The sequence below is a fragment of the Micromonospora sp. NPDC048986 genome (assembly GCF_040649335.1).
Lineage (GTDB): Bacteria > Actinomycetota > Actinomycetes > Mycobacteriales > Micromonosporaceae > Micromonospora > Micromonospora alfalfae.
The window spans coordinates 125894-152117 of sequence record NZ_JBEZFJ010000008.1 but is presented as its reverse complement, the minus strand read 5'-3'; the positions used below and the strand labels follow the sequence as shown (position 1 = coordinate 152117).

22 protein-coding genes are annotated in these 26224 nt (G+C 70.8%); 1 reads left to right on the top strand and 21 read right to left on the bottom strand.

What is annotated here, in order from left to right; translation table 11 throughout:
• Nucleotides 1-196 precede the first annotated feature (196 nt).
• The 21 genes from AB0B94_RS18125 to AB0B94_RS18025 form a co-directional block, all read right to left on the bottom strand.
• Nucleotides 197-700, bottom strand: a complete 504-nt coding sequence (locus AB0B94_RS18125; protein WP_357280732.1) for an ATP-binding protein — start codon at nt 698-700, stop codon at nt 197-199.
• 251 nt (nt 701-951) lie between these two features.
• On the bottom strand, nt 952-3060 hold the full coding sequence (locus tag AB0B94_RS18120; protein ID WP_357280728.1) for a ThuA domain-containing protein: 2109 nt from the start codon (nt 3058-3060) through the stop codon (nt 952-954).
• Nucleotides 3061-3135: 75 nt separating this feature from the next.
• Nucleotides 3136-5991, bottom strand: a complete 2856-nt coding sequence (locus AB0B94_RS18115; RefSeq protein ID WP_357280725.1) for a PQQ-dependent sugar dehydrogenase — start codon at nt 5989-5991, stop codon at nt 3136-3138.
• 217 nt (nt 5992-6208) lie between these two features.
• Nucleotides 6209-7276: a polyprenyl synthetase family protein gene (locus tag AB0B94_RS18110; RefSeq protein ID WP_357280720.1), complete on the bottom strand. Its 1068-nt coding sequence runs from the start codon at nt 7274-7276 to the stop codon at nt 6209-6211.
• On the bottom strand, nt 7273-8688 hold the full coding sequence (locus AB0B94_RS18105; RefSeq protein WP_357280716.1) for a nucleotide pyrophosphatase/phosphodiesterase family protein: 1416 nt from the start codon (nt 8686-8688) through the stop codon (nt 7273-7275). Before AB0B94_RS18105 ends, AB0B94_RS18110 begins: the two co-directional genes overlap by 4 nt.
• Entirely contained in the window at nt 8685-9884 is a 1200-nt protein-coding gene (gene eboE / locus AB0B94_RS18100; protein ID WP_357280712.1) for a metabolite traffic protein EboE, read from the bottom strand. The genes AB0B94_RS18105 and eboE overlap by 4 nt, the downstream gene beginning before the upstream one ends.
• A complete protein-coding gene (locus AB0B94_RS18095) occupies nt 9884-10741 on the bottom strand; it encodes a TatD family hydrolase (protein ID WP_357280708.1) in 858 nt (285 codons plus the stop codon). Before AB0B94_RS18095 ends, eboE begins: the two co-directional genes overlap by 1 nt.
• Complete coding sequence (locus AB0B94_RS18090; protein WP_357280703.1) at nt 10742-11350, bottom strand: EboA domain-containing protein; 609 nt, start codon at nt 11348-11350, stop codon at nt 10742-10744.
• A gap of 65 nt (nt 11351-11415) precedes the next feature.
• Nucleotides 11416-12375 carry a sugar phosphate isomerase/epimerase family protein gene (locus AB0B94_RS18085; protein WP_357280700.1) on the bottom strand — a complete coding sequence of 320 codons (960 nt, stop codon included), beginning with the start codon at nt 12373-12375 and terminating at the stop codon, nt 11416-11418.
• Nucleotides 12372-13331 carry an SCO3242 family prenyltransferase gene (locus AB0B94_RS18080; protein WP_357280696.1) on the bottom strand — a complete coding sequence of 320 codons (960 nt, stop codon included), beginning with the start codon at nt 13329-13331 and terminating at the stop codon, nt 12372-12374. The genes AB0B94_RS18085 and AB0B94_RS18080 overlap by 4 nt, the downstream gene beginning before the upstream one ends.
• On the bottom strand, nt 13315-14478 hold the full coding sequence (locus AB0B94_RS18075) for an inositol-3-phosphate synthase (protein ID WP_357280693.1): 1164 nt from the start codon (nt 14476-14478) through the stop codon (nt 13315-13317). The genes AB0B94_RS18080 and AB0B94_RS18075 overlap by 17 nt, the downstream gene beginning before the upstream one ends.
• Nucleotides 14479-15122: 644 nt before the next feature.
• The gene (locus tag AB0B94_RS18070; RefSeq protein ID WP_357280688.1) at nt 15123-16331 is read right to left on the bottom strand and encodes a Gfo/Idh/MocA family oxidoreductase; all 1209 of its coding nucleotides are present in this window, start codon (nt 16329-16331) and stop codon (nt 15123-15125) included.
• Nucleotides 16332-16352: 21 nt separating this feature from the next.
• The gene (locus AB0B94_RS18065) at nt 16353-17405 is read right to left on the bottom strand and encodes a substrate-binding domain-containing protein (protein WP_112590389.1); all 1053 of its coding nucleotides are present in this window, start codon (nt 17403-17405) and stop codon (nt 16353-16355) included.
• Nucleotides 17406-17502: 97 nt separating this feature from the next.
• Nucleotides 17503-18630 carry an ABC transporter permease gene (locus AB0B94_RS18060; protein WP_357280683.1) on the bottom strand — a complete coding sequence of 376 codons (1128 nt, stop codon included), beginning with the start codon at nt 18628-18630 and terminating at the stop codon, nt 17503-17505.
• A complete protein-coding gene (locus AB0B94_RS18055) occupies nt 18627-20135 on the bottom strand; it encodes a sugar ABC transporter ATP-binding protein (protein WP_357281403.1) in 1509 nt (502 codons plus the stop codon). The genes AB0B94_RS18060 and AB0B94_RS18055 overlap by 4 nt, the downstream gene beginning before the upstream one ends.
• 133 nt (nt 20136-20268) lie before the next feature.
• Complete coding sequence (locus AB0B94_RS18050) at nt 20269-21447, bottom strand: ROK family protein (protein WP_357280679.1); 1179 nt, start codon at nt 21445-21447, stop codon at nt 20269-20271.
• Between the two features lie 260 nt (nt 21448-21707).
• Nucleotides 21708-22733 (bottom strand): YihY/virulence factor BrkB family protein, encoded by a 1026-nt coding sequence (locus AB0B94_RS18045; RefSeq protein ID WP_357280674.1) that lies wholly within the window; start codon nt 22731-22733, stop codon nt 21708-21710.
• Nucleotides 22734-22797: 64 nt separating this feature from the next.
• A complete protein-coding gene (locus AB0B94_RS18040; protein WP_357280671.1) occupies nt 22798-23607 on the bottom strand; it encodes an ABC transporter permease in 810 nt (269 codons plus the stop codon).
• A gap of 86 nt (nt 23608-23693) precedes the next feature.
• On the bottom strand, nt 23694-24482 hold the full coding sequence (locus AB0B94_RS18035) for an ABC transporter permease (protein ID WP_357280667.1): 789 nt from the start codon (nt 24480-24482) through the stop codon (nt 23694-23696).
• Nucleotides 24483-24729: 247 nt separating this feature from the next.
• The gene (locus AB0B94_RS18030; protein WP_357280663.1) at nt 24730-24921 is read right to left on the bottom strand and encodes a DUF397 domain-containing protein; all 192 of its coding nucleotides are present in this window, start codon (nt 24919-24921) and stop codon (nt 24730-24732) included.
• Nucleotides 24912-25700, bottom strand: coding sequence for a helix-turn-helix transcriptional regulator (locus tag AB0B94_RS18025; RefSeq protein ID WP_357280659.1), 789 nt, complete (start codon nt 25698-25700; stop codon nt 24912-24914). The genes AB0B94_RS18030 and AB0B94_RS18025 overlap by 10 nt, the downstream gene beginning before the upstream one ends.
• Before the next feature lie 267 nt (nt 25701-25967).
• Between AB0B94_RS18025 and AB0B94_RS18020 the strand changes: the two genes are divergently transcribed.
• The gene (locus AB0B94_RS18020) at nt 25968-26204 is read left to right on the top strand and encodes a flavin reductase (RefSeq protein ID WP_357280656.1); all 237 of its coding nucleotides are present in this window, start codon (nt 25968-25970) and stop codon (nt 26202-26204) included.
• Nucleotides 26205-26224: the final 20 nt, after the last annotated feature.

Here is a 26224-nt window from a genome sequence, read left to right as displayed (position 1 = left end):
TGTGATGGGGATTCCTTGTGCGGACCGGGGCGAGGGTGACCGGACGTGCGCGGCACCCGAGCGGTCACCGGTGGGTGCGGAACACACCTGAGCCCGGCGGGTTGCGCCTCCCACCGGGTCACCGGCCACCAGCACGGTCGCCGACCCCCACCCTATTTCCGCAGTGCCCCATCGGGGAAGCCCCGCGGTCGGCCGATCATCCGATCATTTCCTCGGGCGCGGGCAGGACAGCCCGTACGGTGAAGCCACCGCCCGCGCGCGGGCCGGCCGAGAACGTGCCGCCGAGCCGCTCGGCGCGCCTGCGTACCCCGACCAGACCCCGACCGACGCCCTGGGTGCCGCCGCCGGACGGAGCGGAACCGGTGCCCTCATCGCGAACCTCGATGGTGATGCCCGCGGCGTCGTAGCGCAGGTGGACCCCGACCGGCGCGCCCGGCGCGTGCCGGCACGCGTTGGTCAACGCTTCCTCGATGATCCGGTACGCCACCACGTCGACCGGGCCGGGCAGCGGCCGGGGTTGCCCGGCCATCTTCCACCGCACCGGTTGACCGGCGGTGAAGCCCTCCACCAGCGCGTCGAGACGGTTCAGGCTTGGTGCCGGCTCGGACGGGTCGTCGGGCTCGTCGGCCCGGCGCAACGCGTCACCCAGCCGGTGCCCGTGCGCCAAAACCATCCCGCGCCACTGCGCGAACCGCCCCATGCAGGTCAAGGTACGGCAGCCGGCTGTGGGTCGGTCCGCGGGTGTCCGCGGGTCGGCGGACGAATCAGAGCGAGCGTGATGCCTCTGAGTCATCAAGATGACTCAGAGGCATCACGCTCGTGAGGGACACCGCTTGCTGACCCGCGCCGTCACGACGGCCGCCGGGGCACGCCGGCCGGCTTCGTCGGCACTCGGGCCGGCTGCCGGGCGGGGCCGACGACGTGAGCGTCGACCCCTCCAGCCCTAGTCGGTCAGGGCAGGGTCCACTTCTGGTTGGCCGCGTTGAGGCAGGTCCAGAGGTGCACGACGGTGCTGTCGGCGGAGTTGTTGCCGGAGACGTCCAGGCACTTGCCCGACGACGGGTTGCGCAGGGTGCCGTCGGACGCGGCGGCCCAGTTCTGTGCGCCGCTGCCGTTGCAGGTCCAGAGCTGGATCTTGGTGCCGTCGGCGGTGCCGCTGCCGTTGACGTCCAGGCACTTGCCGAGCGCCTTGATCGTCGAGTTCGGCGTCACGGTCCAGGTCTGCGCCGTGCTGCCGTTGCAGGTGTAGAGCTGGATCTGGGTGCCGTCGGCGGTGCCGGCGTTGCGCACGTCCAGGCACTTGCCGGCGAGACCCTTGATCGGGCCGACACCGGTGCCCCCGCCGCCGCCCTTGACCAGGGTGAAGTCGTCCAGGTCGAAGAGCCCGGTGCCGCTACCGGTGAAGGTGAGGTAGAGGTTCTGGGTGCTGGACGGGACGTTTGACAGCGCCGTGGAGACGTTGGCAAAGGTCGTCCAACTGCCGGTGTTGGGCACCGCGACGGTGCCGAGCACCGGGCCGGTGGCCGAACCGGTGCGCACCTGGATGGCGCCACCCGCGCCACCGGAGACGACCCGGGCCGTGAACGAGGTGACCCCGGCCAGGTTGACACCGTTGTACGCGGCCCAGTCGCCCGGGTCGATGTAGCCGACGGTCTGCCCACCGTTGGCGCCCGCCTTGGTGAACGCGGAGACACCGTTGGCCGAGCTGAACGCCTCGGCCTGGATCGTGCCGGTGGGCGGCGGCGTGGTGCCCAGCTCCTTGATCCGGATGTTGCGGAAGGAGGCGTCGTCACCGGTGCCGTGGTTCTGGATGCCGATGTGACCGGCCAACGAGCGGACCGGGTTGGTGTTGGTGAAGTCGTTGATCTTCACCCCGTTGAGGAAGATCTGTAGCCGCTCGCCCTCGACCAGCAGCTCGTACGTGTTCCACTCCCCCGGCGCGTTCAGCGCCGCGTCGCGGGCGGCGATGTCGGCGGACTTGTAGGTGTAGACCGCCCCGGTGGTGCGGTCGGCCGCGTCGGTGGCGTCGATCTGGATCTCGTAACCGTTGTCCACCGCCGACCACGGGTCGCTCGACGGTGGGAACCCGATGAAGATGCCGGAGTTGTCGTCACCGGCCAGCTTCCAGTCCAGCTTCAGCGAGTAGTTGGTGAACTGCTTGGCGTTGTACCAGTACAGCCCCATGCCGCCGACCGAGGTCAGGGTGGCGTCGGTGTTGGTGAAGCTGCCCGGACCGGCCTGTGACCAGCCGGCCGTCGAGCCGTTGAACAGCGGGGTGTAGCCGGTCTCGGGCCGGCAGTCGGCCTTGCTCCGACCGGAGGCGTACCGGATGCCGCCGAGCAGGTGGTTCCGGAACCCGGACTCCGCGTACGACGCCTGGGTGTGCCCCGCGCCGGTGTAGAAGGACCGGCCGCCGCTGTAGCTCTTGCACCAGCTCAGCGGGTGGTCGGCGCCCATCCCGCCGCCGGAGTACGACGACTCGTCAAGGGTGGCCAGCACGTGGGCGCTCGACCGGGCGTTGGTGCGGTAGTTGTACCACTCGTCGGTGCGGGTCCAGGTCTGCGGCAGGTGCCCGGTGGCCGCGTGGCCCCGGTCCTCCACCTTCATGTTGGCCTGCTGGATCGCGGGGTGCGAGGCGAACCACGCCCCCACCAGGTTGCCGTAGAACGGCCAGTCGTACTCGGTGTCGGCTGCGGCGTGCACACCTACGTATCCGCGGCCGGAGCCGATGTACGACTCGAAGGCGGTCTGCTGACTGGCGTTGAGCACGTCGCCGGTGGTGTTGAGGAAGACGACCGCCTCGTACTGGTTGAGGTTGCTCGTGGTGAACGCGGCGGCATCCTCGGTCGCGGTGACCGTGAAGTTGTTCGCCGCGCCCAGGTCGCGGATGGTCTGGATGCCGACCGGGATCGCGTCGTGCCGGAAACCGGCGGTCTTGGAGAAGACCAGCACGTCGTACGGGGCGTCGGCGGCGCTGGCCGGGGTGGCCGGGGTGGTGCAGGCGATGACGGCGAGTGCGGCCATGGCCGCACCGAGGACGGGTCGCAGGCGTCTGCGCATATCGCTCTCCTAATTGCGGTTAGGAGGGGCCCCTCGCATCACACTAGGCGTTGTCGAAGGGCCCCTCCCGCCAGCTCAGGGCAGGGTCCACTTTTGGTTGGCGGCGGCGGTGCAGGTCCAGAGATGGACCACCGTGCTGTCAGCGGAGCTGTTGCCGGAGACGTCGAGGCACTTGCCCGACGACGTGTTGCGGAGCGTGCCGTCGGCTTGGGCCGCCCAGTTCTGGGCGGCGGTCCCGTTGCAGGTCCAGAGCTGGATCTTGGTGCCGTCGGCGGTGGCCCCACCCGAGACGTCCAGGCACTTGCCCAACGACTTGATCGTGGAGTTGGGGGTGACCGCCCAGGTCTGCGCGGCACTGCCGTTGCAGGTGTAGATCTGGATCTGCGTGCCGTCGGCGGTGGCGGCGTTGCGCACGTCCAGGCACTTGCCGCCGAGGCCCTTGATCGCCCCGGCCCCACCGGCCGGGGGCGTCCCGGTGACGAAGGTGAAGGCGTCCAGGTCGTAGAGCGCCCCGGTGCCCGACCCGGCGAAGGTCAGGTAGAGCGTGGTCGTGCCGGTCGGCGGGTTGCTGATCGTCCCGGTGACCGTGGTGAAGGTCTCCCAGCCGCCGGTGACCGGCACCGTGGCCGAGCCGAGCACCGTGCCGGTGGCCGAACCGGCCCGGACCTGGAGGGTGCCACCGGCGCCCGCCGACGAAACCCGGGCGTTGAACGAGGTCACGTTGCCCAGCCGGTACGGCTGGAACGCGATCCAGTCGCCGTTGTTGATGTCGCCGACGGTCTTGCCGCCCTCGGCCGGGGTCTTGCTGAACACGTTGATCCCCGACGAGGTGCCGTAGAACTCGGCCTGGCGGTGCCGCGGCGGCAGCGTGTGCTGGGTGTGCGTGGTCAGCCCACCGGCGTCGGTGTACTCGGCGTCGAAGATCGCGAAGATGTTCGCCGCGTCGTCGTGCTCACCGTCGACCGGGATGGTGATCGAGCCCGAGCAACCGGTCTTCGAGGTGATCTGGTGCCCGTGCTGGTCGTGCCCGAGCACGTAGGTCATCTTGACCTTCGTGCAGTCGATGGTGCCGTCCTCCGGGTCGGTGACCGTGATGCTGTACGCCACGGTGTCCCCGAAGCCGAACAGCTGACCGTTGCCCGGGTTGTTGATCGTGACGGTGGGCGCGGTGTTGCCGACGCTGATCTGCACGCTGCTGGTGCCGGTGGCGCCCTGCGGGTCCCGCACGGTCAACGTCGCGGTGTAGGTGCCGTTGGCGCTGTAGGTCTTCGTCGGGTTGGCGGCGGTCGAGGTGGTCCCGTCACCGAACGCCCACGAGTAGGTCAACGCGCCGCCCTCGGGGTCGGACGAGCCGGCCGAGGAGAAGGTCACAGCGAGCGGGGCCGCCCCGGAGGTGCGGTTGGCGCTGGCCTTCGCGGTGGGCGCCCGGTTGCCGCCGCCGACGTAGTCGAAGCGGTAGAGCGCCGAGTTGGCGTCACCGTTGAAGTAACCGGTGCCGTAGTCGAGCACGTAGTACGCGCCGTCCGGGCCGAACGCCGAGTCCATCACCTGCTTGCCGACCCAGGGGAAGGTGTCGATGGTGCCCCGGGAGCCGTCGGAGTTGACGTGGATCGGCTTGATCCAGCCCCGGCCGAACTCGGTGGCGAAGAACTGCCCGTCGAACGACTGGGGGAACTTGGTGGTGGAGGTCGAGGAGGCGTTGTACCGGTAGACCGGGCCGCCCATCGGCGACTCGGAGCCGCCGCCGAACTCGGTCGGGGTGCCGGCGTCGCCGGCGTACCGGATCCAGGCCGGCTGGGCCGGCGGCAGGGTGGTCAGGCCGGTGTTGCGGAACGAGTTGTTGGTCGGCCCGCCGGTGCAGTTGTACTTCGCGCCGCTGGCGCTGGTCGCGAAGTCGAACTCGTTGTACGTCTCGGTGGTGGTGTTGGTGCCGGTGCAGTACGGCCAGCCGTAGTTGCCCGGTGCCGCGACCCGGTTGAACTCCACCTGGCCGGACGGCCCGCGGGTGGAGCTGGTGGAGCCGGCGTCCGGCCCGTAGTCACCGACGTAGACCACCCCGGTGGCCTTGTCCACGCTGATCCGGAACGGGTTGCGGAACCCCATCGCGTAGATCTCCGGCCGGGTCCTGGCCGTGCCGGGGGCGAACAGGTTGCCCGACGGGATGGAGTACGTGCCGTTGGCGTTCACCTTGATCCGCAGGATCTTGCCGCGCAGGTCGTTGGTGTTGCCGGCGCTGCGCTGCGCGTCGTACGCGGGGTTGCGGTTGGTCCGCTCGTCCAGCGGCGAGTAGCCGGACGACTCGAACGGGTTGGTGTCGTCGCCGGTGGACAGGTAGAGGTTGCCGGCGGCGTCGAAGTCGATGTCCCCACCGACGTGGCAGCACACGCCCCGGCTGGCCGGGACGTCGAGCACGTCGACCTTGCTGGACTGGTTGAGCGTGAAGTCCGAGTTGAGGGTGAACCGGGAGAGCCGGTTGACGCCGTCCCAGGCCGAGAAGTCGGTGCCGGTGGCCGGCGCGTCACCGCCGGGGGTGGAGAGCGGCGGGGCGTAGTAGAGGTAGATGTAGCGGTTGCTGGCGAAGCCCGGGTCGACCCCGACGCCCTGCAACCCCTCCTCGTCGTGGGTGTAGACCGACAGGGTGCCGACCACGGAGGTGGTGCCGTTGGCGTCGGTGCGGCGCAGGGTGCCGTTGCGGGCGGTGTGCAGGACCGAGCGGTCCGGCAGCACCGCCAGCGACATCGGCTCACCCATGTCGGTCACGCCACGAGCCAACTCGACCTGCTGGAAGTCGCTGGCGACGATCGTGTGTGCCTGGGCGGGTGCCGAGCCGGCGGCGAAGGTGACAGTGCCGGCGGCGACCGCCAGCAGCAGCGCGGATCCGGCGGAGAACCATCGTCGGGACCGTTGTCTGGGAGCGTCCTTCATGGACATCTGTGCTGTCCCTTCCTGACGTGTGAATGCCAGGCCGGGCGCGCGCCGTCGCGCCGGATGCCGTAGCGGTGAGGGGGGTCGATGGGTTACCGCGCCGCCGGTTCACCTCGACGAAACATTGTCGTGTTGGTCACGACACTAAGTCGCACGTGTCGATGTGTCCATACCTTCCGGCGGTTCAGCATCAACTTTTGTCGATCTGATCGAAAGTCGCCGGTCAGGCGCGTCGGTCGATCGCCTGCCCGGCCAGCGCAACCAGGGCCGCGCGGGCCTCATCGGCCACCATGGCGTTCTGCAGGGCGGAGAGCGCGGCCTCGGTCCGGACCCGGATCATCTGCTCGATCCGCTTCCGCGCACCGGTCGCCTCGATGATGTCGCGCAGCTCCGCCGCGCCCTCGGCGTCCAAGGCCGGGTTGCCGAACAGCTCCCGCAGCCGGACGGTCTGCGTCCGGTCGGCGGCGCTACGGGCCAGCGCCATCATCACCGTGGGCTTGCCCTCACGCAGGTCGTCCAGGACCGACTTCCCGGTCACCGCCGGGTCACCGAACACACCCAGGACGTCGTCGCGGAGCTGGAACGCGTCACCCAGCGGGTCACCGAACTCGCCCAACGCGGCGATCAGCTCCTGCCCCGCGCCGGCCAGGGCCGCACCGATCTGCAACGGCCGGGTGACCGTGTACCGGGCAGCCTTCATCCGGATCACGGTGAGGGCGCTGGCCACCGAGCCGTCACCCACACCGGAGACCAGGTCCAGGTACTCCCCCGCGATCACCTCGGTACGCATCAGCGCGAACACGCCGTACCCCCGGTGCACCTGCTCGGTGCTCAGCCCGCACTCGTGGAACATCTGATCCGACCAGGCCGCACAGAGGTCCCCGCAGAGCAGTGCCGTGTTGCGGCCGTACGCCTCGGGGTCACCGCGCCACGACGAGCGGGCGTGCAGGTCGGCGAAGAGCCGGTGCACCGACGGCTCACCCCGGCGGCGGTCGCTGCCGTCCAGGATGTCGTCGTGGATCAGCGCGAACGCGTGGAACAGCTCCAGAGCCGCGGCGGCCACCACGATCGGGGTGCCGTCGGCCGCCCCCGCGCCGCGCCAGCCCCAGTAGCAGAAGAGCGGGCGCAACCGTTTGCCACCGGCCAGCACGAACCGTTGCAGCGCGGTGAAGACGCCCCGCGGCGCTCCGTCCGGCCAGTCCGGGCCCTGCCGGCTGAGAAACCCGGCCAGCTCCGCGTCGAAGCGCGCCCGCAGTTCGCTGGCGTCGGTGGGCGCGACGGTGACCGTCATGAGCCCTCCCCCGACGCGCCGGCACCGCCGGGGCTCAACCCGGCCAACTCCAGCAGCAGCGCCTTGACCTCGGTCGCCGCGATCTTCTCCCGGGCTGCGGTCGGGTCGGAGCAGAGCAGCACCGGGCCGTCCGCCGGGTCGTCCGGCAGCCGCCCGTGCGAGCCCCGCACCGCCCGCGCCCCGGCATCGAGCCCGACCGCGCTCATCAGGTACCGCATGCCGAGCTTCTTGCGGGCCAGGGCGACCCCGGCGCGGGCCTTCGCGGCACCGGGGTTGGCCGGGTCGAAGAACAACTCGGCCGGGTCGTAGCCCGGCTTCCGGTGAATCTCCACGAGCCTGGCGAAGTCCGGCGCCTGGGCGTCGTCCAGCCAGTAGTAGTAGGTGAACCAGGCGTCCGGCTCGGCCACCAGCACCAGCTCACCGGCGCGCGGATGGTCCAGCCCGTGTGCGGCCTTGCCCTCGGCGTCGAGCACCTCGGCCACCCCGGGCAGGTTGGCGCAGAGTTTCGCCACCGCCGGAACGTCGGCCGGATCCTTGACGTAGACGTGCGCGATCTGGTGGTCGGCGACAGCGAACGCCTTCGACGTCCACGGGTCGAGGTACTCCATGCCCGCCTGGGTGTGCACCCGCAACAGGCCCTCGGCGCGCAGCAACCGGTTGACGTCCACCGGCCGGGACACGTCGGTGATGCCGTACTCCGACAGCACCACCACCGTGGCGTCCCGGGCTCGGGCGGCGTCCAGGAGCGGGCCGAGCACCGCGTCCAGCTCGGCTGCCGCCGCGGCGGCCTCGGCCGACGAGGGACCGAAGCGTTGCAGGTCGTAGTCCAGGTGCGGGACGTAGACCAGGGTCAGGTCGGGTGACACGTCGGCGAGGATCTGCTCGGCCGCCTGGCAGATCCACCGCGACGAGGGCAACCCGGCCGTCGGCCCCCAGTAGGTGAAGAGCGGGAAGGTGCCCAGCCGCCCGGTGAGCGCGTCGTGCAGCTCCGGCGGGTCGGTGTAGCAGTCCGGCTCCTTGCGCCCGTCGGCGTAGTAGACCGGGCGTGGCGTCACCGTCCAGTTGACGTCGGCGCCCATCGCGTACCACCAGCAGACGTTGGCCACCGTGTAGCCGGGTTCGGCCCGGCGGGCGGCCTGCCAGAGCTTGTCCCCGCCGACCAGCGCGTTGTGCTGCCGCCACAGCAGCACCTCGCCCAGCTCCCGGAAGTACCAACCGTTGCCGACGATCCCGTGCCCGCTGGGCTGCTCGCCGGTGAGGAAGGTGGACTGCACCGAGCAGGTCACGGCGGGCAGCACGGTGCCCAGCTCGGCCCGGAAGCCGCCGTCGGCGACCCCCCGCAGCCGAGGCATGTGCGCCAGTAGTCGGGGGGTCAACCCCACCACGTCGAGGACCACCAGTCGCCGGCTCATCGCGTCACTCCCATACTCACGGTTCGCTCTGCGGTCAGGCCGAGGCCGACCAGTTCGTCCCGGGCGAAGGCCAGCTCCGCGGCGATGCCGGCGGCCAGCTCCGCGTCGGTGCCGGGCCGTCGGGCGGCGGGCAGCACCCCCCAGGTGTACGTCTCGACGTCGAGGTGGTCGCAGCCGGCGGTCGGGCCGTCGAAGAGCGCTCTCAGGGCCGTGCGAAGCACCGGCAGGGTCGAGCCGAGCGGCTCCTCGGGTGGGGCGTGCAGCGGCACGTGGTAGTGCACCCGCCACGGCCCGGGCAGCGCCCGGTCCAGCGCCTCGTCCAGGTCGTCGGCCGCGTACGTCGGGTCGGCCGGGTCGGCCAGGCCGGCGCAACCGGCGCCCCGGGTCTGGTGCAGGAAGCGCGGCTCCACCCAGCGGCGCAACGCCTCGGCCCCGCCCTCCGGGTCGGCGGCCTCGACAGCGGCTGAGACCTGCACCTTCACCACCGGCAGTCCGGCCGCCCGCAGTCGGTGCAGCGCCTCGGCCGGCTCCTCCCAGGCGCAGGCCAGGTGGGCCAGGTCGACGCAGACACCCAGGCGTTCGGTGTCCATCCCGGACAGCAGCTCGGCCGCCTGACCGGTGCTCTCCACCACACAGCCGGGCTCCGGCTCGAAGGCGACGCGCACCTCACGGCCGGTGTCCTGCTGCACGTCGGCCAGGCCGGCGGCGAGCTGGTCCAGTCGGCGTCGGGCCGCGTCGGCCCGGCCGGTGTCCCACGGTTGACGCCAGGCCAGCGGCAGCGTGGAGATCGAACCTCGGGCGGCGTCGTCGGGCAGCAGGTCGGCGAGCACCCGGGCCAGGTTGAGGGTGTAGGTCAGGCGCTGCTCGGTGGTCCAGTCCGGGTGGTACACGTCCTGCTTGACCACCGGGGCCTGGAAGGCCGCGTACGGGAAACCATTGAGGGTGACCACCTCCAGGCCGCGCGCGTCCAGCTCGGTGCGCAACCGGCGGCGTAATGTCGGGTCGGCGGCCAGCTCCGCGGCGACCGGGGCGGCCAGCCACAGGCCGAGCCCGAGCAGGTCGCTGCCGAGCGTCTCGCGGACCGGCACCGCGTAGGTGTCCAGTTGACCGAGGATGCCGGCGAGGTCCTCGGCCGGGTGCACGTTCGTGCAGTAGCTCAGGTGGACGGTCTCGCCGCCGGCATGTCGCAGCCGCATCAGCTGCCGCCGCGCAGGATCGAGTTGCCCGTCTGCGGGTCCACCGCGGCGGCTGCGTCCAGGTCGCTGAGGTCGAGCCGCCCCGACTGCCCGTAGAACTCCACGGGGTTTCGCCACAGCACCCTGTCGACGTCGTCGTCGGTGAAACCCGCCGCGAGCATCGCCTCGCCGGTGGCCCGGGTCAGCAGCGGGTCGGAGCGACCCCAGTCGGCTGCCGAGTTGACCAGCATCCGTTCCGTGCCGTACTCCCGCAGCAACTCCACCATCCGCTGCGGGGTCATCTTGGTGTCCGGGTAGATGGAGAAACCCAGCCAGCAGCCGCTGTCGCGGACTAGCTTCACCGTCACCTCGTTGAGGTGGTCGACCACCACCCGACCCGCGTCGATGCCGGACTCGGCGACCACGGCGAGGGTCCGCTCGCAGCCGCGCGCCTTGTCCCGGTGCGGGGTGTGCACCAGCGCCGGCAGGTCGTACGCCACAGCGAGGGCGAGTTGCGCAGCGAAAGCCTCGTCCTCCTCGGGCGTCATCGAGTCGTACCCGATCTCGCCGACCGCCACCACCGCGTCCTTGTCCAGGTAGCGGGGCAGCAGGTCGAGGACCGGCCGGCAGCGCGGGTCGTTGGCCTCCTTGGGGTTCAGGGCGATGGTGGCGAAGTGGCGCACCCCGAACTGCCCGGCCCGGAACGGCTCCCAGCCGATCAGCGAGTCGAAGTAGTCGGTGAACGAGGCGGCGCTGGTGCGCGGCTGACCCAGCCAGAACGCCGGCTCCACCACCGCGCGCACTCCGGCGGCGGCCATCCGTTCGTAGTCGTCGGTGGTGCGTGAGGTCATGTGGATGTGGGGGTCGAAGATGCGCATTCACGCCTCCCGGGGCAGTGCGGCGGTGAGCCGGTGGAGCAGGTCGTTGGCGTCGGCGGGCAACTCCCGGCCGGCGGCGTGCCGTTCGGCGGCAAGCGCGGCCAGCATCGCGGTCAGCTCGCTGTCGGCCCGGGCGTCCAGATCGGCCACGTTGGCCAGCGGGACGCCGCTGAACACGCACTTGAGCACCGCCTGCCGCCAGGCGGCCTGGTCGAGGTGCCGGGCGTACGGGCCGAGCGCGGCGGCGACCAGCCTGGTGTCGTTGGTCCGGATCGCGTCGTGCAGCAACGGAACCCCGTCGGCGCCGATCGGCAGCAGCGGCAGGGCGCGCAGCACGGCTCGTCGTTCGGCCGCGTCACCGTGCTGGTAGAGGCGCTCGGCGTACCCGGCGTGCTCGCCGGGGAGGCTGGTGAGCAGCAGCACCCGGGCCGCGTCGTCGGCGGTCCAGCCGGGGGCGTCGGGCAGCGCGGCCCGCCCGCAGCGTCGGCCGACGGCGGGAAAGAGCCGGGTAATCGCGGTGGGCTCGGTGGTGACCCGGCGCAGCGCCGTGTCCAGCCAATCGGGATCGGGTACGCCTCCCAGCGCGGCCCGTAGTGAATCCGGTGTCATCCCGTCTCCTCCCTCGTGCTGCTGTGCGGCTCCGTAGGTGCCCGAGCGCGTCCTTTGCTCTGCACCTACATATGCGCCGGGGCCTCTTCAGTGGGTGTCGCCTCGGCGGGTGCAGAGCAAAGGACGCTGGCAGGGTGGCAATCGGTGGCCGTCGCGGCGGCGGCGCGCAGGAACTCGATGGACCGGGCGGCCACGTCTGGTGCGGCGTGCGAGTCGCGGGGCAGCTCGACGGCGACCAGGCCGCGGTAGCCGGCCTCGGCCAGGGCGGCCAGCACCGGCGGGAAGTCGATCTCGCCGACGCCGAACTCCAGGTGCTCGTGCACGCCCCGGCGCATGTCGTCGATCTGCACGTTGACCAGGTGGTCGGCCACCTCGGCGACGCACTGCGGCACCGGCCAGGGCTCCAGGCACCGGCAGTGGCCGATGTCGAGGGTGATGCCGAAAAGGGCCGGGTTGCCGAGTGCGGCGTGCAACCGACGCCAGTTCGCGATGTCCTGCACCAGCATGCCCGGCTCCGGTTCGAAGCCGACGGTGACCCCGGCGGTGTCGGCCGCGTCGAGCACTGTGGCGCAGCCGGCCACCAACCGGTCCCAGGCGCACTGCTGTGACACCGCCTCGGGTCGGACACCGGCCCAGAACGAGACCGCCTCCGCGCCCAGGTCGGCACCGATCCGCACGGCCCGGCGCAGGAACTCGATCCGCCGGGTCGGGTCGTCGTGCAGCAACGTCGGGGCGTGCTTCTGCCACGGGTCGAGCAGGTAGCGGGCACCGGTTTCGATGACCACCGCCAGACCCAGCGACTCCAACCGGCGGCCGACCGCTGCGACCCGGCGGGTGAGCCCGGGCGCGAACGGGTCCAGGTGGTCGTGGTCAAGGGTGAGCGCCACCCCGTCGTAGCCGAGGTCGGCGATGACGGCGAGCGCGTCGTCGAGGCGGTGGTTGGCGAAGCCGTTGGTGCCGTACCCGAGGCGCAGCGTGGTGGCGTCGACTGCCGACGCACCGGGCCGGGGCTCGGGGACGCTCATGTCGGGGAGACCTTCCGGGCCAGCCGTCGACCCAGCGGCGCGGCCGCCGCGACGGCCACCCCGAGCAGACCCGCTCCACCCCGTGCGGTCAGGGCTCCCTGGAGGGCCGGCAACCCGGTGATCCCGGCGCCGACGGCCGCGCGGACCCGCCCGGCCGACGGGTCCCGGACGACCTCGGCCTGGGCCGCGCCGTACCGGGCGGCGTACCAGCCGGCCAGCACTGCGGGCAGCGCCGCCGCGATCGTGGCCGATCGGCTGCGACCAGCGCGCACGCCGGTCACATCGACGGTCTCGGCCCGGTCGGTGGCCCCGGTCTGGTTCGTCGTTCGGAGAGCTGCGCGTCGAGCGCCCGGCACGGCGACGGCGGCACTGGCGGCGACCAGCGCGGTGCCGGCGAGGGTACGCATCGGCAGGGTGGCGTCGGCGCCGGTGACCTCCCGGCGGGACAGCGCGGTGACCGTCCAGGTGTGCGCGGCGACTGTGGCAGCCGCCGGCAACGCCCGGGTCATCCGGCCACCGGACGCGCCGAGCAGCACGTCCAGCCCCCGGCAGGCGGCCATCACGGCCGGGCCGGCGGCGGTGTTCTTGGCCAGCAGGTCGTACCCCCAGATGGTGGCGGCCAGCGGCACGGCGAGCGCGGCGGCGCGGCGACCGCCCACGGCGGCGGCCAGGCCCACGCCGGCGGCCGTGAGGCCCGCCGCGAGACCGACGGCGGCGGCCGGGCTGACCCGCCCGCTCGGGATCGGCCGCTCGGGCCGTTCCTCGGCGTCCAGACGCCGGTCGGCCCAGTCGTTGGCGGCCATGCCGGCCCAGTAGAGCAGCACCGAGGCGCCTGCCAGGGCCGGGGTACGCGGGCTCAACGCGCCGGCCGCCGCGGCCCCGGCGATCACGTCACCGGGCACCGAGAGCGCGGCTGGCGCTCGGACCAGCTCGGCGAGATCAGCCAACGTTGTCATGGGCACCGTCCCCACCGTGCAGTCGCCGGGTGAAGGCGGTCAGCCGGGCCCACTGCTCGCCCAGCGAGTGGGTGGGCGTGCCCAGCGGGTCCTTGAAGAAGAAGCCCAGGTCGGCCAGCGGCCCCACCTGCCCGGCGGCGTGCGCGGCGGCGGTGAGTCGGGCCAGGTCGAGCACCAGCGGCGCGGCCAGCGCGGAGTCGCAGCCGTGCCAGGTGAACTCCATCCGCATGCCGGTGCCGAGGAATCCGCTGAAGGTGATCAGATCCCAGGCGGTCTTGAAGTCGCCCAGCTCCTCGACGTACTCGATGCGGGTGCCGCCCTGCGGGACGTAGCCCAGCGTCTCGCCGAGCACCCGCTGCTTGCTCTGCACCTTCGCCGCGTTCGCGGCCGGGTCGGCGAGGGTGGCGCCGTCGCCACCGCCGAGCAGGTTGACCCCGGACCAGGAGCCCACTGCCAGGTTGCGCATCGCGAACATCGGCGCGAGCACCGACTTGACCAGGGTCTCCCCGGTCTTGCCGTCGTGCCCGGCGTACGGCAGTCGGGCCTCCTCGGCCAGCGCGGCCAGCGCCGGCAGCCGCAGCCCGGTGGACGGGGTGAAGTCGACGTACGGGCAGCCGGCGAGCACCGCGGCGTACGCGTAGAGGGAGCTGACCGGCAGCACCTCGTCCGGGCCGTCGAGGGCGGCGCGTAGCGCGGCCGGGTCGGCGTGCGCGGGGTGCGGTCGAGGGGCCGGCTCGGTGGCGGAGACGTTGACCACCACGACCCGGTCCAACTCGTGCCGCTCGCGGAAGCTGATCAGGTCGCGGACCACGGCCTCGGCCCGGTCGGCCTGGGTGTCGCCGACCGGCGCCGGGCGCAGCTCCTGCTCGACCACGCTCAACTCGTCGCGGAGCGCGGCGACCAGCCGCCACGGGATGACACCGGCGTCAGCAAGGGCCTCGGCGCGCTTGCACAGCGGAGTGCTGGCCAGGTCGTGTCCGCCGAAGACCAGGTCGGCGAACGTCGGCAGGGCCGGGCCGCGCAGCTCGGGAAGCTCGGTGACGCAGCCGGTGGGCCCGGCCAGGCCGGCCCGCAGCGCGAGCCCCCCGACGATGCTGGTGGTCGCGACGGAACCGCGCGCTCCTACCAGCCAGACACCTGTTCGCATGGTGCTCCTTCCCCATTCACGAGGAACCGTCGGTACCGCTAAATATAGGAATATCAGAATATGTTTCGGAAAGATACGGCCGTGTTTCGTAAAGTTTTCGGGCCGGGTGGATGGGCCCCGTCCGCTCGCCCCGCACCGGAACAGCACCGGCTTCCGACGTCGGCGTCGGCGGCGACGACGACGGACCGGATCCCGGCAGGTGCGAGCAGACGGGGCTGGTAGGCAGGGTCGGGTCGGCGTCTCGACCCTGCCTCCCCCGCATCCGGCCGGTCGGGGCATTGGCATGCCCCGGCCGGGCGTCTCAGGCCACCGCGCCCACCGGAACACCGACCGAACCACTACCCGCCGGGAACCGGCGAGCGGATGCGGTACGGGTGGGGGCGGCGGCGGGCGGTGTCATCAGGTCCTCCGGAGGTCACCGGTGGTGGCGGTCCTCCGGTGCGGCCGGGGAATCCCGGTCCGGTCGCACCGGACGACCGTCCTGCTCGTGCGCCACCGGGCCGTGTGGCCCGGCTGCACGCTCTCCGATGCCGACCTCTGTCCCGGCCACGGGGCGCAATCCGTGGCTGGTCCCTCGCCGGTCGACTTCGGAAAGCCGGTCGGGCGATGGCGGTGCGAACACCGCCGTCGCGGATGGTCAATGGTCAGAGGGCCGCCGCGGTCAGCGTCGGTTCCACCTCGGCCCAGGATGAGCCGAGCTCCGCCGAGCGGGCCACCGCGTCCAGCACCAGCTGGACCTGCAACGCGTCGGCGAAGGAGGGAGTCGGGTCGACACCGGTGGCGACCGCCTCGATGAAATCGCGCATCTCGTGCGTGAACGAGTGCTCGTAGCCGATGATGTGGCCCGGGGGCCACCACGCCGACATGTACGGGTGCTCGCCCTCGGTCACCAGGATGCGGCTGAAGCCCTGCTCCACAGCCGGACGGGTCGCGTCGTAGAACTCCAGCTCGTTGAGGCGCTCCAGGTCGAAGACCACACTGCCCAGCGAGCCGTTGATCTCGACGCGCAACGCGTTCTTACGGCCGGTCGCGAACCGACTCGCCTCGTACGTGGCCAGAGCGCCACCGTCGAGTCGCGCCACGAAGACCGCGGCGTCGTCGACGGTGACCGTCCCGGTGGGCGCCGCGTGGCCGTCCACCGAGGCCGCCAGACCGCTCGACTCGGCCGGCAACGGCCGCTCCTTGACGAAGGTCTCGGTGACCGCGCTGACGCCGCTGATCCGCTGACCCGTGACGAACTGGGTCAGGTCGATGATGTGCGCACCGATGTCGCCGAGCGCGCCGGAGCCCGCCCTGTCCTTCTGCAACCGCCAGACCAGCGGGAACTGCGGGTCCACGATCCAGTCCTGCAGGTACGTCGCACGGACGTGTCGAATCACCCCGAGCCGTCCGTCGGCGACCAACTGGCGCATCATCGTGACCGCGGGGACCCGGCGGTAGTTGAACCCGCACATCGACCGCACTCCGGCAGCCCGAGCGGCGTCCGCAGCAGCGGTCATCGCCCGTGCCTCCTCCACCGAGTTGGCCAACGGCTTCTCGCACAGAACGTGCTTGCCCGCGGCCAACGCGGCGAGAGCGATCTCGGCGTGACTGTCGCCCGGGGTGCAGATGTCGACCACGTCGATGTCGTCCCGGTTGATCAGGTCACGCCAGTCGGTGGTGTACGCGTCCCAGCCGAGTGTGTCGGCGGCGTCAGCCACCTTCGCTGTGTCTCGGCCGCAGATCAACGCCATCCGGGCCCGCGCCGGCAGGTCGAAGACGCGGTTCACTGTGCGCCACGCCTGTGAGTGCGCGGCGCCCATGAACGCGTAGCCGACCATGCCGACCCGCAGTTCTTTGTCTGTCGTGGACAAGGTGGGTCTCCCCCCGATATGTCAGAACCCGAGCTTGTCGTAGCTGCTCGCGTTCTCCTTGGTGATCGTCTCCGAGGCCAGGGTCACTTCCTTGGGCACCTGCAGCTCCGTCAGGTCGCCCAGGCCCCGACCCTGCGCGATGAGCCGCGCGAGCGAGACCGCCGAGGAGGCCATCGACGGGTTGTAGGTGACAGTGGCCTTCAGCACGGTGTTGTCGGCCTTGATGGCGTCGATCGCGAGCTTGGAGCCCGCGCCGCCGACCATGAAGAACTCCGACCGGTTGGCCTGCTTGATGGCCGCGAGCACACCGATGCCCTGGTCGTCGTCGTGGTTCCAGATGGCGTCGATCTTCGGCAGCGCCTGGAGCAGCTGGGACGCCTCACGCTGGCCGCTGTCCGAGGTGAACTCGGCCGAACGACGGTTCTTCACCGTGAACCCGTAGGTCGCCAGGGCGGCCTTGAAGCCCTCGCTGCGCTCGACGGTCAGCGGGATCTCCAGACCGGCGATCTCACCGATGACCGGGTTGGCGACGCCCTTGTCCTTGAGCATCTTGCCGATGTAGTGCCCGGCCGAGACGCCCATGCCGTAGTTGTCGCCCTTGATGACCAGCCGCGAGGCCAGTGCGTCGGGGAACGCCCGGTCGAGGTTCACGATCGGGATGCCGGCCTGCATCGCCTGGAGGGCAACAGCGTTGACCTCCTTGCCGTCGTGCGGCAGCACGACGATGATGTCCGGCTTCTGGGCGATCAGGGTGCCGAGCGTGGAGCGCTGGGCCTCGGAGTTCGACCCACCGTCGACCTCCTTGAACTCCACGTCCGAGTAGGCAGCCGCCTGCGCCTTGGCGTTGGCGTGGATCGCGCCCATCCAGCCGTGGTCGGCGGCCGGGGCGGAGAAGCCGATGACGACCTTCTTGCCGGGGGCGTTGTTGCCTTCGCTGTTTCCGGCGGCCTTGGTCTGGGTGCTGGCAGCCGGGGTCTCGTTGCTGGTGCAGGCAGTGAGGAGGGTGGCAGCGCCCACTGCGGCTCCACCGAAGAGCAACCGGCGGCGCGACAGGTCGCGACTGTGCTGGGTCATTAATGACCTCCTGGGAGCGGGATTTGACTTATTGAGGGTGTGCGGGGCCCGGCCACCGTCGAGTTTCTCGACGTCGCCAGGACAACGGTGCGGTGCGTCAGGTTGCGGTGGTGACCCTGTTCCGCGCGAGGAGCCGAGTGACGGACTTGAACTGGAACTGCTGGACCAGGACGGCGGCGACGATGATGCCGCCCTTGACCATGTTCTGCGCCTCGATGGAGAGGCCGTTGATGGCGAAGAGGTTCGTGATGGTGGCGAAGATGATGACGCCGAGCAGCGAGCCGACGATGGTGCCCCGGCCGCCGCTGAGCAGCGTCCCGCCGATGATCGCCGCGGCGATCGCGTCCAACTCGTACAGGTTCGCCATCGCCGCCTGCGCCGAGGTCGCCTGTGAGGTGAGCATGATGGCGGCGATACCGCAGCAGAGACCGGAGAGCGCGTAGAGCAGCATGGTGTGCCGCCGGACGTTGATGCCGGCCAGCCGGGCCGCTTCGGGGTTACCGCCGACGGCGATGGTCCGCCGGCCGAAGGTGGTGCGGTTGAGCACCACCCAACCGGCCAGCACGACAGCGCCGAGGATGTAGACCAGGATCGGGATCCCGATCACCTTGCGGGCAGCGATGTCGTTGATGAAGGTGCTGCTCGACACCTGGGTCTGCTTGTTGGAGATCGATGCCGCGAGCCCTCGCGCGGCCACCAGCATCGCGAGCGTCGCGATGAAGGGGACCAGCCGCCCGTACGAGATGAGCACACCGTTGACGAGGCCGACGCAGATGCCGACCGCGAGGGCGGCGAAGATCATGCCGCCGGCGCCGTAGCTCTGGGTGGCCACCGTTGTGCACCAGACCCCGGCCAGCGCGACGATCGCGCCGACCGACAGGTCGATGCCACCGCCGATGATCACGAAGGTCATCCCGACGGTGACCACGCCGACGACCGAGGCCAACTGGAGAATGGCCAGGACGTTGTTCCAGACCCAGTTCGGGTCGCCGTACAGGTCGGGCTTGGTGACCGCGCCGACCACGATGAGCGCGGCGAGCACCCCGATCAGGCCGAGGTTGCGCTTGGCGCCGTCGCCACCGTCACCCCGCCACCAGGAGAGCTTGCGCCCGGATCCTGCCTTGTTATCGGCCACCGCCGTCTCCGCCGGGTCCACCGGCGGCGACTGCGCCGGAAGCTGCGGGCGCTCCGGTGTCGCGGTGGGAGTGGGAGTCGCGTCGCTCATGCCGGTGCGCCTTCCATCAAGGACCCCGCCATCACGAGGTCAAGCACAGTGTTCTCGTCGAGTTCGCCGGCCGCGGCTTCGCGGACGACCCGCCCTTCCCGCATCACCAGCACCCGGTCGGCCAGACCCAGCACCTCGGGCACCTCGCTGGAGACCAGCAGCACCCCCACGCCCTGAGCGGCCAATGATCGGATGACCTGGTAGAGCTCGGCCCGGGCGCCCACGTCCACGCCCCGGGTCGGCTCGTCGAGAAGCAGCAGCTTGGTGCCGCCGAGCAGCCAACGCCCGACCACCACCTTCTGCTGGTTGCCGCCGGACAGCGTGCGTACCGGCCGGTCGACGTCCCGGGGCCGCAGCTCAAGGGTCTCCGCGATCCGGTCCGCCTCGGCGCGTTCCTTGGCGGCGTTGGTGAAGCCGAGCCGCGCGTACCGGCCGAAGGTGGCCAGCGTGACGTTGCGGTAGATCGGCTCGCCGAGCAGCAGCGCCTGGCTCTTGCGTTCCTCCGGGGCCATTCCCATGCCGGCGCGAACCGCCGCGCCGACACCGGGCCGCAGGACCTTTCCGTCCATCTGCACGGTGCCGGCCTCCGGGAGGCGGGCACCGTAGATCGTCTCCAGCAGTTCGGAACGACCGGAGCCGACCAGCCCCGCGATGCCGACGATCTCGCCGGCACGCACGTTCAGCGACACGTCGGCGAACTCGCCGGTGCGGGTCAACCCCTGCACCTGGAGCAGGTCGGCACCCGCGGAGTCGTCGGTCGGCCGGTCCGGGAAGACGTACTCGATGGTGCGGCCGGTCATCCGGCTCACCAGGTCGCGGGTCGGGGTGTCGCGCGCCGGCAGGTTCGCCGCCGTGGTCCGGCCGTCCTTGAGTACGGTGACCCGGTCGCCGATCTCGCGGATCTCCTCCAAGCGGTGGGAGATGTAGATGACCGCGATGCCCTGCGCGGTCAACTCTCGGATGATCCGGAACAGGTTGCCGACCTCGTCGTGGGCCAGCACCGCGCTCGGCTCGTCCATGATGATCAGTCGGGCCTCGTGCGACAGCGCCCGCGCCATGCTGACGATCTGCTTGCCGGCCGCCGGCAGGGACCGGACCATCCGCCCCGGCGGAATCTCACCGTGGCCGAGCCGGCTGAGGATCTGGCGGGTGTGCCGGGCCATCCGGCCGCGCCGGACGAAACCGAAGTTGCGGTACTCGTGCCCGAGGAACGCGTTCTCCGCCACCGACAGATCCTCGACGAGGTCGAGCTCCTGGTAGATGGTGGCGATGCCCGCCTTCATGGCGGCCTGCGGGTTGGCGAACGTGGCCGGCTCACCGCGCCACTCCACCTGCCCGGAATCTGGTTGGTGCACCCCGGCGAGCACCTTGATGAGGGTGGACTTGCCGGCGCCGTTCTGCCCGAGCAGGCAGTGCACCTCGCCGGCACGCACCTCCAGCTGCACGCCGTCGAGCGCGCGTACGCCGGGGAAGGTCTTCACCAGATCGGTGAGGCGCAGGACCACCTCGCCCGCGACGGTGTCGGCGGGAGCCTCGACCAGCGGCGCCTCGGCGACGGCCTCGGCCGACGCGGTGGCGGGGTCATCCTCGGGCAGAGCCACAGTCTCCTCCTCGCTCACGACGGAATCTCGAACAGCTTCATGCGGCTTCCCCGAAGGCGACGTCGCTCGCGAGCACCGCAGCGCCGGTGACACCGGCACGGCCGCCCAGCTCGGACAGGACGACGGGAAGGTTGCCGGTGGCCAGCGGCAGCGACCGGCGGTAGACCACACTGCGGATCTCGGCGAGCAGGATGTGGCCCAGCTGGGCCAGCCCGCCACCGATCACGATCATGGACGGGTTGGTGAAGCTGACCAGGCCGGCGAGCACTCCGCCGACCCGCCGTCCGCCGTCCCGGATCAACTGGATGCAGGTCACGTCGCCCTCGACGGCGCCCTCGGCGACGTCCAGCGCGGTCACGACACCCCGCAGCGCCAGCCGCTCGGCCAGCGCCGGCGACGTGCCACTGCGGGCGGCGGCTGCGGCGTCCTTGGCCAGCGCGGCGCCGCTGAACAGCGCCTCCAGGCAGCCGACGTTGCCGCAGGAGCACATCGGACCGTGCGAGTCGACCTGGATGTGCCCGATGTCGCCGGCGCAGCCGTCGGTGCCCCGGTAGACCTCGCCGGTGAGGTAGATGCCGCACCCGATGCCGGTGCCGATCTTCACGAAGAGGAAGTCGTCCACCGAGTGGGCGACCCCACCGTGTCGCTCGCCGATCGCCATGATGTTGACGTCGTTGTCGACCACCGCCGGGCAGCCGTGCTCCCGGCTGAGCAGCTCACGCACCGGGAACCGGTCCCAGCCGGGCATGATCGGGGGCGAGACCGGAACGCCGTCGCGGAAGCTGACCGGGCCTGGTACGCCGATGCCGACCGCGTCCAGTCGCTCGTACGCGCCGTCGACCCGGGCCTTGTGCAGCAGTTCGTTGACCCGTTGCAGGGTCACCTTCGGGCCGTTGCGGATGTCGGCTGACTCGGCGTAGTGGGCCACCGGTTCGAGGCGGCCGTTGACCACCTCGACGTCCATCGAACTGGCGCCGAGGTCGACGGCGGCGAAGCGCAGCTTCGGGTTCAGCTCGACAAGAGTCGAGCGACGCCCACCTCGAGATGCGGCGAGCCCGGCCTCGGCCACATAACCCAGCGTCACCAGGCGATCCAGCTCGGCCAGCATGCGTGGACGTGGCATCTGGAGCCGGTCGCCCAGCTCGGCCCGGGACACGGCACCCTCGTCGCGGAGCAGCCGCAACAGGCGCACGTGCAGGGGGTCGACGGTGCGCACCCGGGCCCCCTCTTCTTTGGCAGCGTTCACATCGACGCAATGCCGATGTGTTGTGTCCGACACAGTAGGAGCGTTCCACGCCGCCTGTCCAGAGCTTCAACCGTTCCGAGACCAACTTTTGTCCGAAAGAACAAAAGCTACTAGTCGATCAAGGAAAGGATCACGGACGGCCCGCGCTCCCTCGCCCGCAGTTCCATCGACGGACACGCAAACGCCCCGCCAGCCGAACCTCGGTGGCGGGGCGATCGGTGCGGGGACCGTCAGCGGCGGTCGGCTGAGTTGCGCTTCTTGCGGAGCTTGCGGTCGTCGCGCAGCTCGACGTACGGCTCGTCGTCCACAGCGTGGCCGGCCGCGATGGCGCGCCCGCGCTCCAGCTCGGCGTCGAACTCCGCCCCGAGCAGGATCGCGATGTTGCTCAGCCAGAGCCAGACCAGGAAGATGATCACCCCGGCGAGCGTCCCGTACGTCTTGTCGTACGAACCGAAGTTGCTCACGTAGAAGGCGAACAGGCCGGAGATCACCAGCCAGATCACCACTGCCAGCACCCCGCCCGGGCTGACCCAGCGGAAGCCGCCGTGTCGCGCGTTGGGCGAGGCCCAGTAGAGGATCGCGAACATCAGGCTGACCAGGATCAGCAGCACCGGCCACTTCGCGACGTCCCACACCGCGACCGCCGTCGAGCCGAGGCCGATCACATCACCCACCGATTCGGCGAGGCGGCCGGTGAAGACCACTATCACCGCGCTGGCCAGCAGCAGCACCCCGATCACCGCTGTCACGCCGAGTCGGATCGGCAGCGTCTTCCAGATCGGCCGACCCTCCGGCACGTCGTAGATGGTGTTGGAGGCGCGCATGAACGCACCGACGTAACCGGAGGCCGACCAGAACGCCGCCACCAGACCGACGATCGCGGCGAGGCTGGCGAGGCTGGCGTTGCGGTCCGCGGTGCCGATCGCCTCGTTGATGATCTTCTGGATGCTGTCGTTCGGCACCGCCTGGTTGACCGTGTCCTTGACGCCCTCGGTGGCGCTCTCGCCGAGCAGGCCGAGCAGGGAGATCAGCACCAACACGCCGGGGAAGATGGACAGCACCCCGTAGTAGGTCAGCGCCGCGGCCCAGTCGGTCAGGCTGTCGTCCTGGAATTCGGTGATCGTCCGGCGCATCGCCGCCTTCCAGCCGCTGCCGGGCAGGTCGGTGGGGCTGTCCGGGCCCGCGTCGGGCCCGACCGGCGTGGTGGCGGGATCACGCTCCCGCTCACGCTGGGCGGAAGACTCGTCCGAGGCCATCGCCCCTCCTCCTGGTCGGCGGTGTCACCTCCGGACATGCCCCGTCGACGGGCGCGGATAACCCCTACTTGTAGAGCAACCTCGCCATTCGGCGAGAAGCCACCAGCAGGCCGACCGCCACCATCGCCACGAGGTAGAGCACGTCGAGCAGCCAGAACCAACCACCACTGCCCAGCGCGACCCCCCGGATCAGGTGCACCGACCGGTACAGCGGGGTGATCTCGACGAGCCAGTGCAGCACTGTCGGATAGGCCTGTGCCGGCACGAAGGTGCCGGAGAAGAGGAAGAGCGTGAACTGCGCGGAGCCCACCAGGTCAAAATCCTGCCAGCTACGCATGAAGGTGGAGATCGCCATACCGAGCGCCCCGAACGCGAACCCGACCAGCACGGCGGCCGGAAGTGCGGTCAGCGCCCGGCTGACGCTGGTCAACTTCAGCGCGACCATCACGCCGAGGAACGCCGCAGAGTAGGCGCTGCCCCGCATCATCGCCCAGGCCAACTCGCCGACTGCGATCTCGAACGGCCGTACCGGGGTGGCGATCATCCCGTCGTACAGCTTCATGTACTTCATCTTGCCGAAGAAATTGAATGTGGTCTCCGCGAGCACCCCGGTCATCGCCGAGGCGGCGAGCATCGCCGGGGCCACGAACTCGGCGTACGAGACCAGCCGCCCGTCGGGCAGCGGCAGGTCGCCGACCAGCGCGCCGACGCCCACCCCGATGGAGAGCAGGTAGAGCAGCGGCTCCACGAAGCCGGAGAGCAGCAGCAGCCAGTAGACCGACTTCAGCGCCGCGACGTTGCGCCCGGCCACCGACGCCGACCGCCGGGACGCGGCGGAGACGTCGACCAGCCGGGGCAGGATCAGCGTGACCACGACACCCTCTCTGCTTGATCTTCAGACGACGAGTCAGTTGGGGCCCGCTCGGCCGCCGGACCAGCTCGGCCGCCGGACCAGCTCGGCTAGACGACGAGCTTGCGACGGAACGCGCGCACCGCCAGCAACCAGCCGGCGACCGCCCAGGCGGCCAGGTAGAGCAGGTGCCCGACGATCGACCACTGTGGGGCGACGCCGAGCGTGGCCGCGCGGCACAGGTCCACTGCGTGCCACAACGGCGTCGCGTACGCCAGCCAGCGCAGCGCCTCGGGCAGCGACTCGACCGGAAAGAACACCCCGGCGAAGAGCGTCATCGGGATGACCGCGAACCGGAACAGCATCGCCAGCCAGTTGTCGCTGGACACCGACGCGGCGTACGCGAAGGTCGGCGCGGCGACGGCCAGCCCGAGCAACGCCACCACCGGCAGGGTGACCACCGCCCACGGCGACCGCAGCGCCCCGAACAGCCCGGTGACCAGCAGGAACGCCGCGATGGTGCTGAGCACCCGGAACAGCACGAAGGCCAGGTGCCCGGCCACGATGTCGCCCACCCGCAGCGGTGACGCGCCCTGCGCGAAGTAGATCTTGACCCACTGGAAGTTGCTGAACACCGGCCAGGTCGAGTCACCGACTGTCACCTGGAGCGCGGTCGAGGCGATCAGCCCGGGGACCAGCCAGTCAAGGTAACGAACCCCGTCGACGCCCTGGTCGATGTAGGCGCCGACGCCCACCCCGAACCCGAGGACGGTCAGCACCGGCAGCAGGAACGAGGAGAACACCCCGGCCCGCCAGGTGCGCCGCAGCCCCACCAGGTAGTGCTCGAACACCGCGTACGCCGGCACCCATGGGAACCGCGCCGATCCCGCCACACTCACCCGATCACCCCGCCCACCGCGCCGGCCACCACGACCTGTCTACCCCCGGGGTACGACAGACCGCCGGTCACCCTACGACGACCCCGCCGACGTGTCGCCCGGGTTTCGCCACGTCGCCCGGGTTTCGCCACGTCGCCCTGGGGCCCGCTTGTTGATCGACTCGGTTTTCAGGAAGTCGCGGTGTCGGAGCCGCCCTGATGCCCCGATTTCCTGAAAACCGAGTGGATCTTGACGGCGTGGCCGCTATCTACCGGCGAACGGCGCCGGACTCGACGAATGCGCGCCACGCCCCAGATGGGAAGACGAGCAGGGGGCCGGTCGGGTCCTTGGAATCACGCACGGCCACCAGCCCAGGCAGGTTGCTGGCAACCTCCACACAGGCACCGCCGCTGCCGTTGCTGCGAGTGCTCTTGCGCCACCGGGCGCCGGTCAGCTCCATGTCTCCGCCACTTCCGCGATCAGGTCGAGGGACTGCTGCTGCGATAGTGCCTCACCGCGGATCGACTCCCACACCTCGACCATCTGCCGGACGTACTCGGCGCGGTCGATCACCTGCCCGTGGCGCTGCCCGTCCAGGAAGACCACATCTTCGCCGCTCGCTGCGGTGGCGATCACGAAGGGACCATCGAGCCCAGCGTACGCACCTGCCGACAGCGGCACGACCTGGATTCGGACCCGGGGCAGGGCCGAGCCGAGCTTCACCAGGTGCCGCAACTGCTCGCGCATCACCTCCGGCCCGCCGACGTGGCGACGCAGCGCGTACTCGTCGACGACCATACTGAGCAGCGGCGGCCGGTCGCGGGTGAGCACGCTCTGCCGATCGAGCCGGGCGGTCACCTGCTGCTCGACCTCTTCCGCCACGAAGAGCCCCGCACCGGCCAGGATGGCGCGGGCGTACCCCTCGGTCTGCACCAGACCCGGCACGTAGAGCGGCTCATACCACCGCAGCGCGGTGGTCTCCTGCTCGATGCCGGCCCAGTCGCGGAACCACGGCACCACGGCCTCCCGGCTGATCCGCCGCTGGATGCGTTCGAACCGACCGTCGACAGCGAACACGGCGTCACACCGGCGGGCGAAGTCCAGGCTTGGCCGGCGCTCGGATGTCTCCACCTTGGCGACCAGCGCCCCGGAATAGCTCAACGCCTCGGCCAGCGTCGCCTGCGACATCCCGTTGGCGGCGCGGGCCAGTCGCAGCTCCTCGGCGAAGTGCTCCAGCATGGACGAACCTTCCACGGACAACCCCCGTACATTCCCGTACCGTGCCGGGCCGATCGCCGTACGCGCTGGTCGTCGGCGTGCGGAAGCTCCCACCGTAGTCGGATCCTCACCAGACTGTCACGTAGCGGAACCGCTCACGGGATCCAGACGGCGGGCGGAACCAGGCCGGGAGCGCCCCGTGACCCCCGATCCGGGGCGCTCCCACCCACCCGATGGAGGTTCGCTCGTGCGACTGACCTGGTCGGCTCATCACGGCGGCTGGCACTGATGCCGCGGTACCGCCCGCACGTGGCGGCACGCCCGTCCTGGCGCTGCCGGGTCTGCGGCGCGGCGTGGCCCTGCTCGCCGGCCCGACTGGCGCTGCTCGGCGAGTACCGCGAGGACCGGATCGGCCTGCTCATCTACCTCGCCGCGTTGCTCTACGAGGCGGCCGGGGATCTCGCCGGCCAGGCCGGTCAGGACCGACTGACCGACCGATTCCTCACCTGGGCCAGAGCCCGTTGAACGGCGATTCGTTGGCAGCC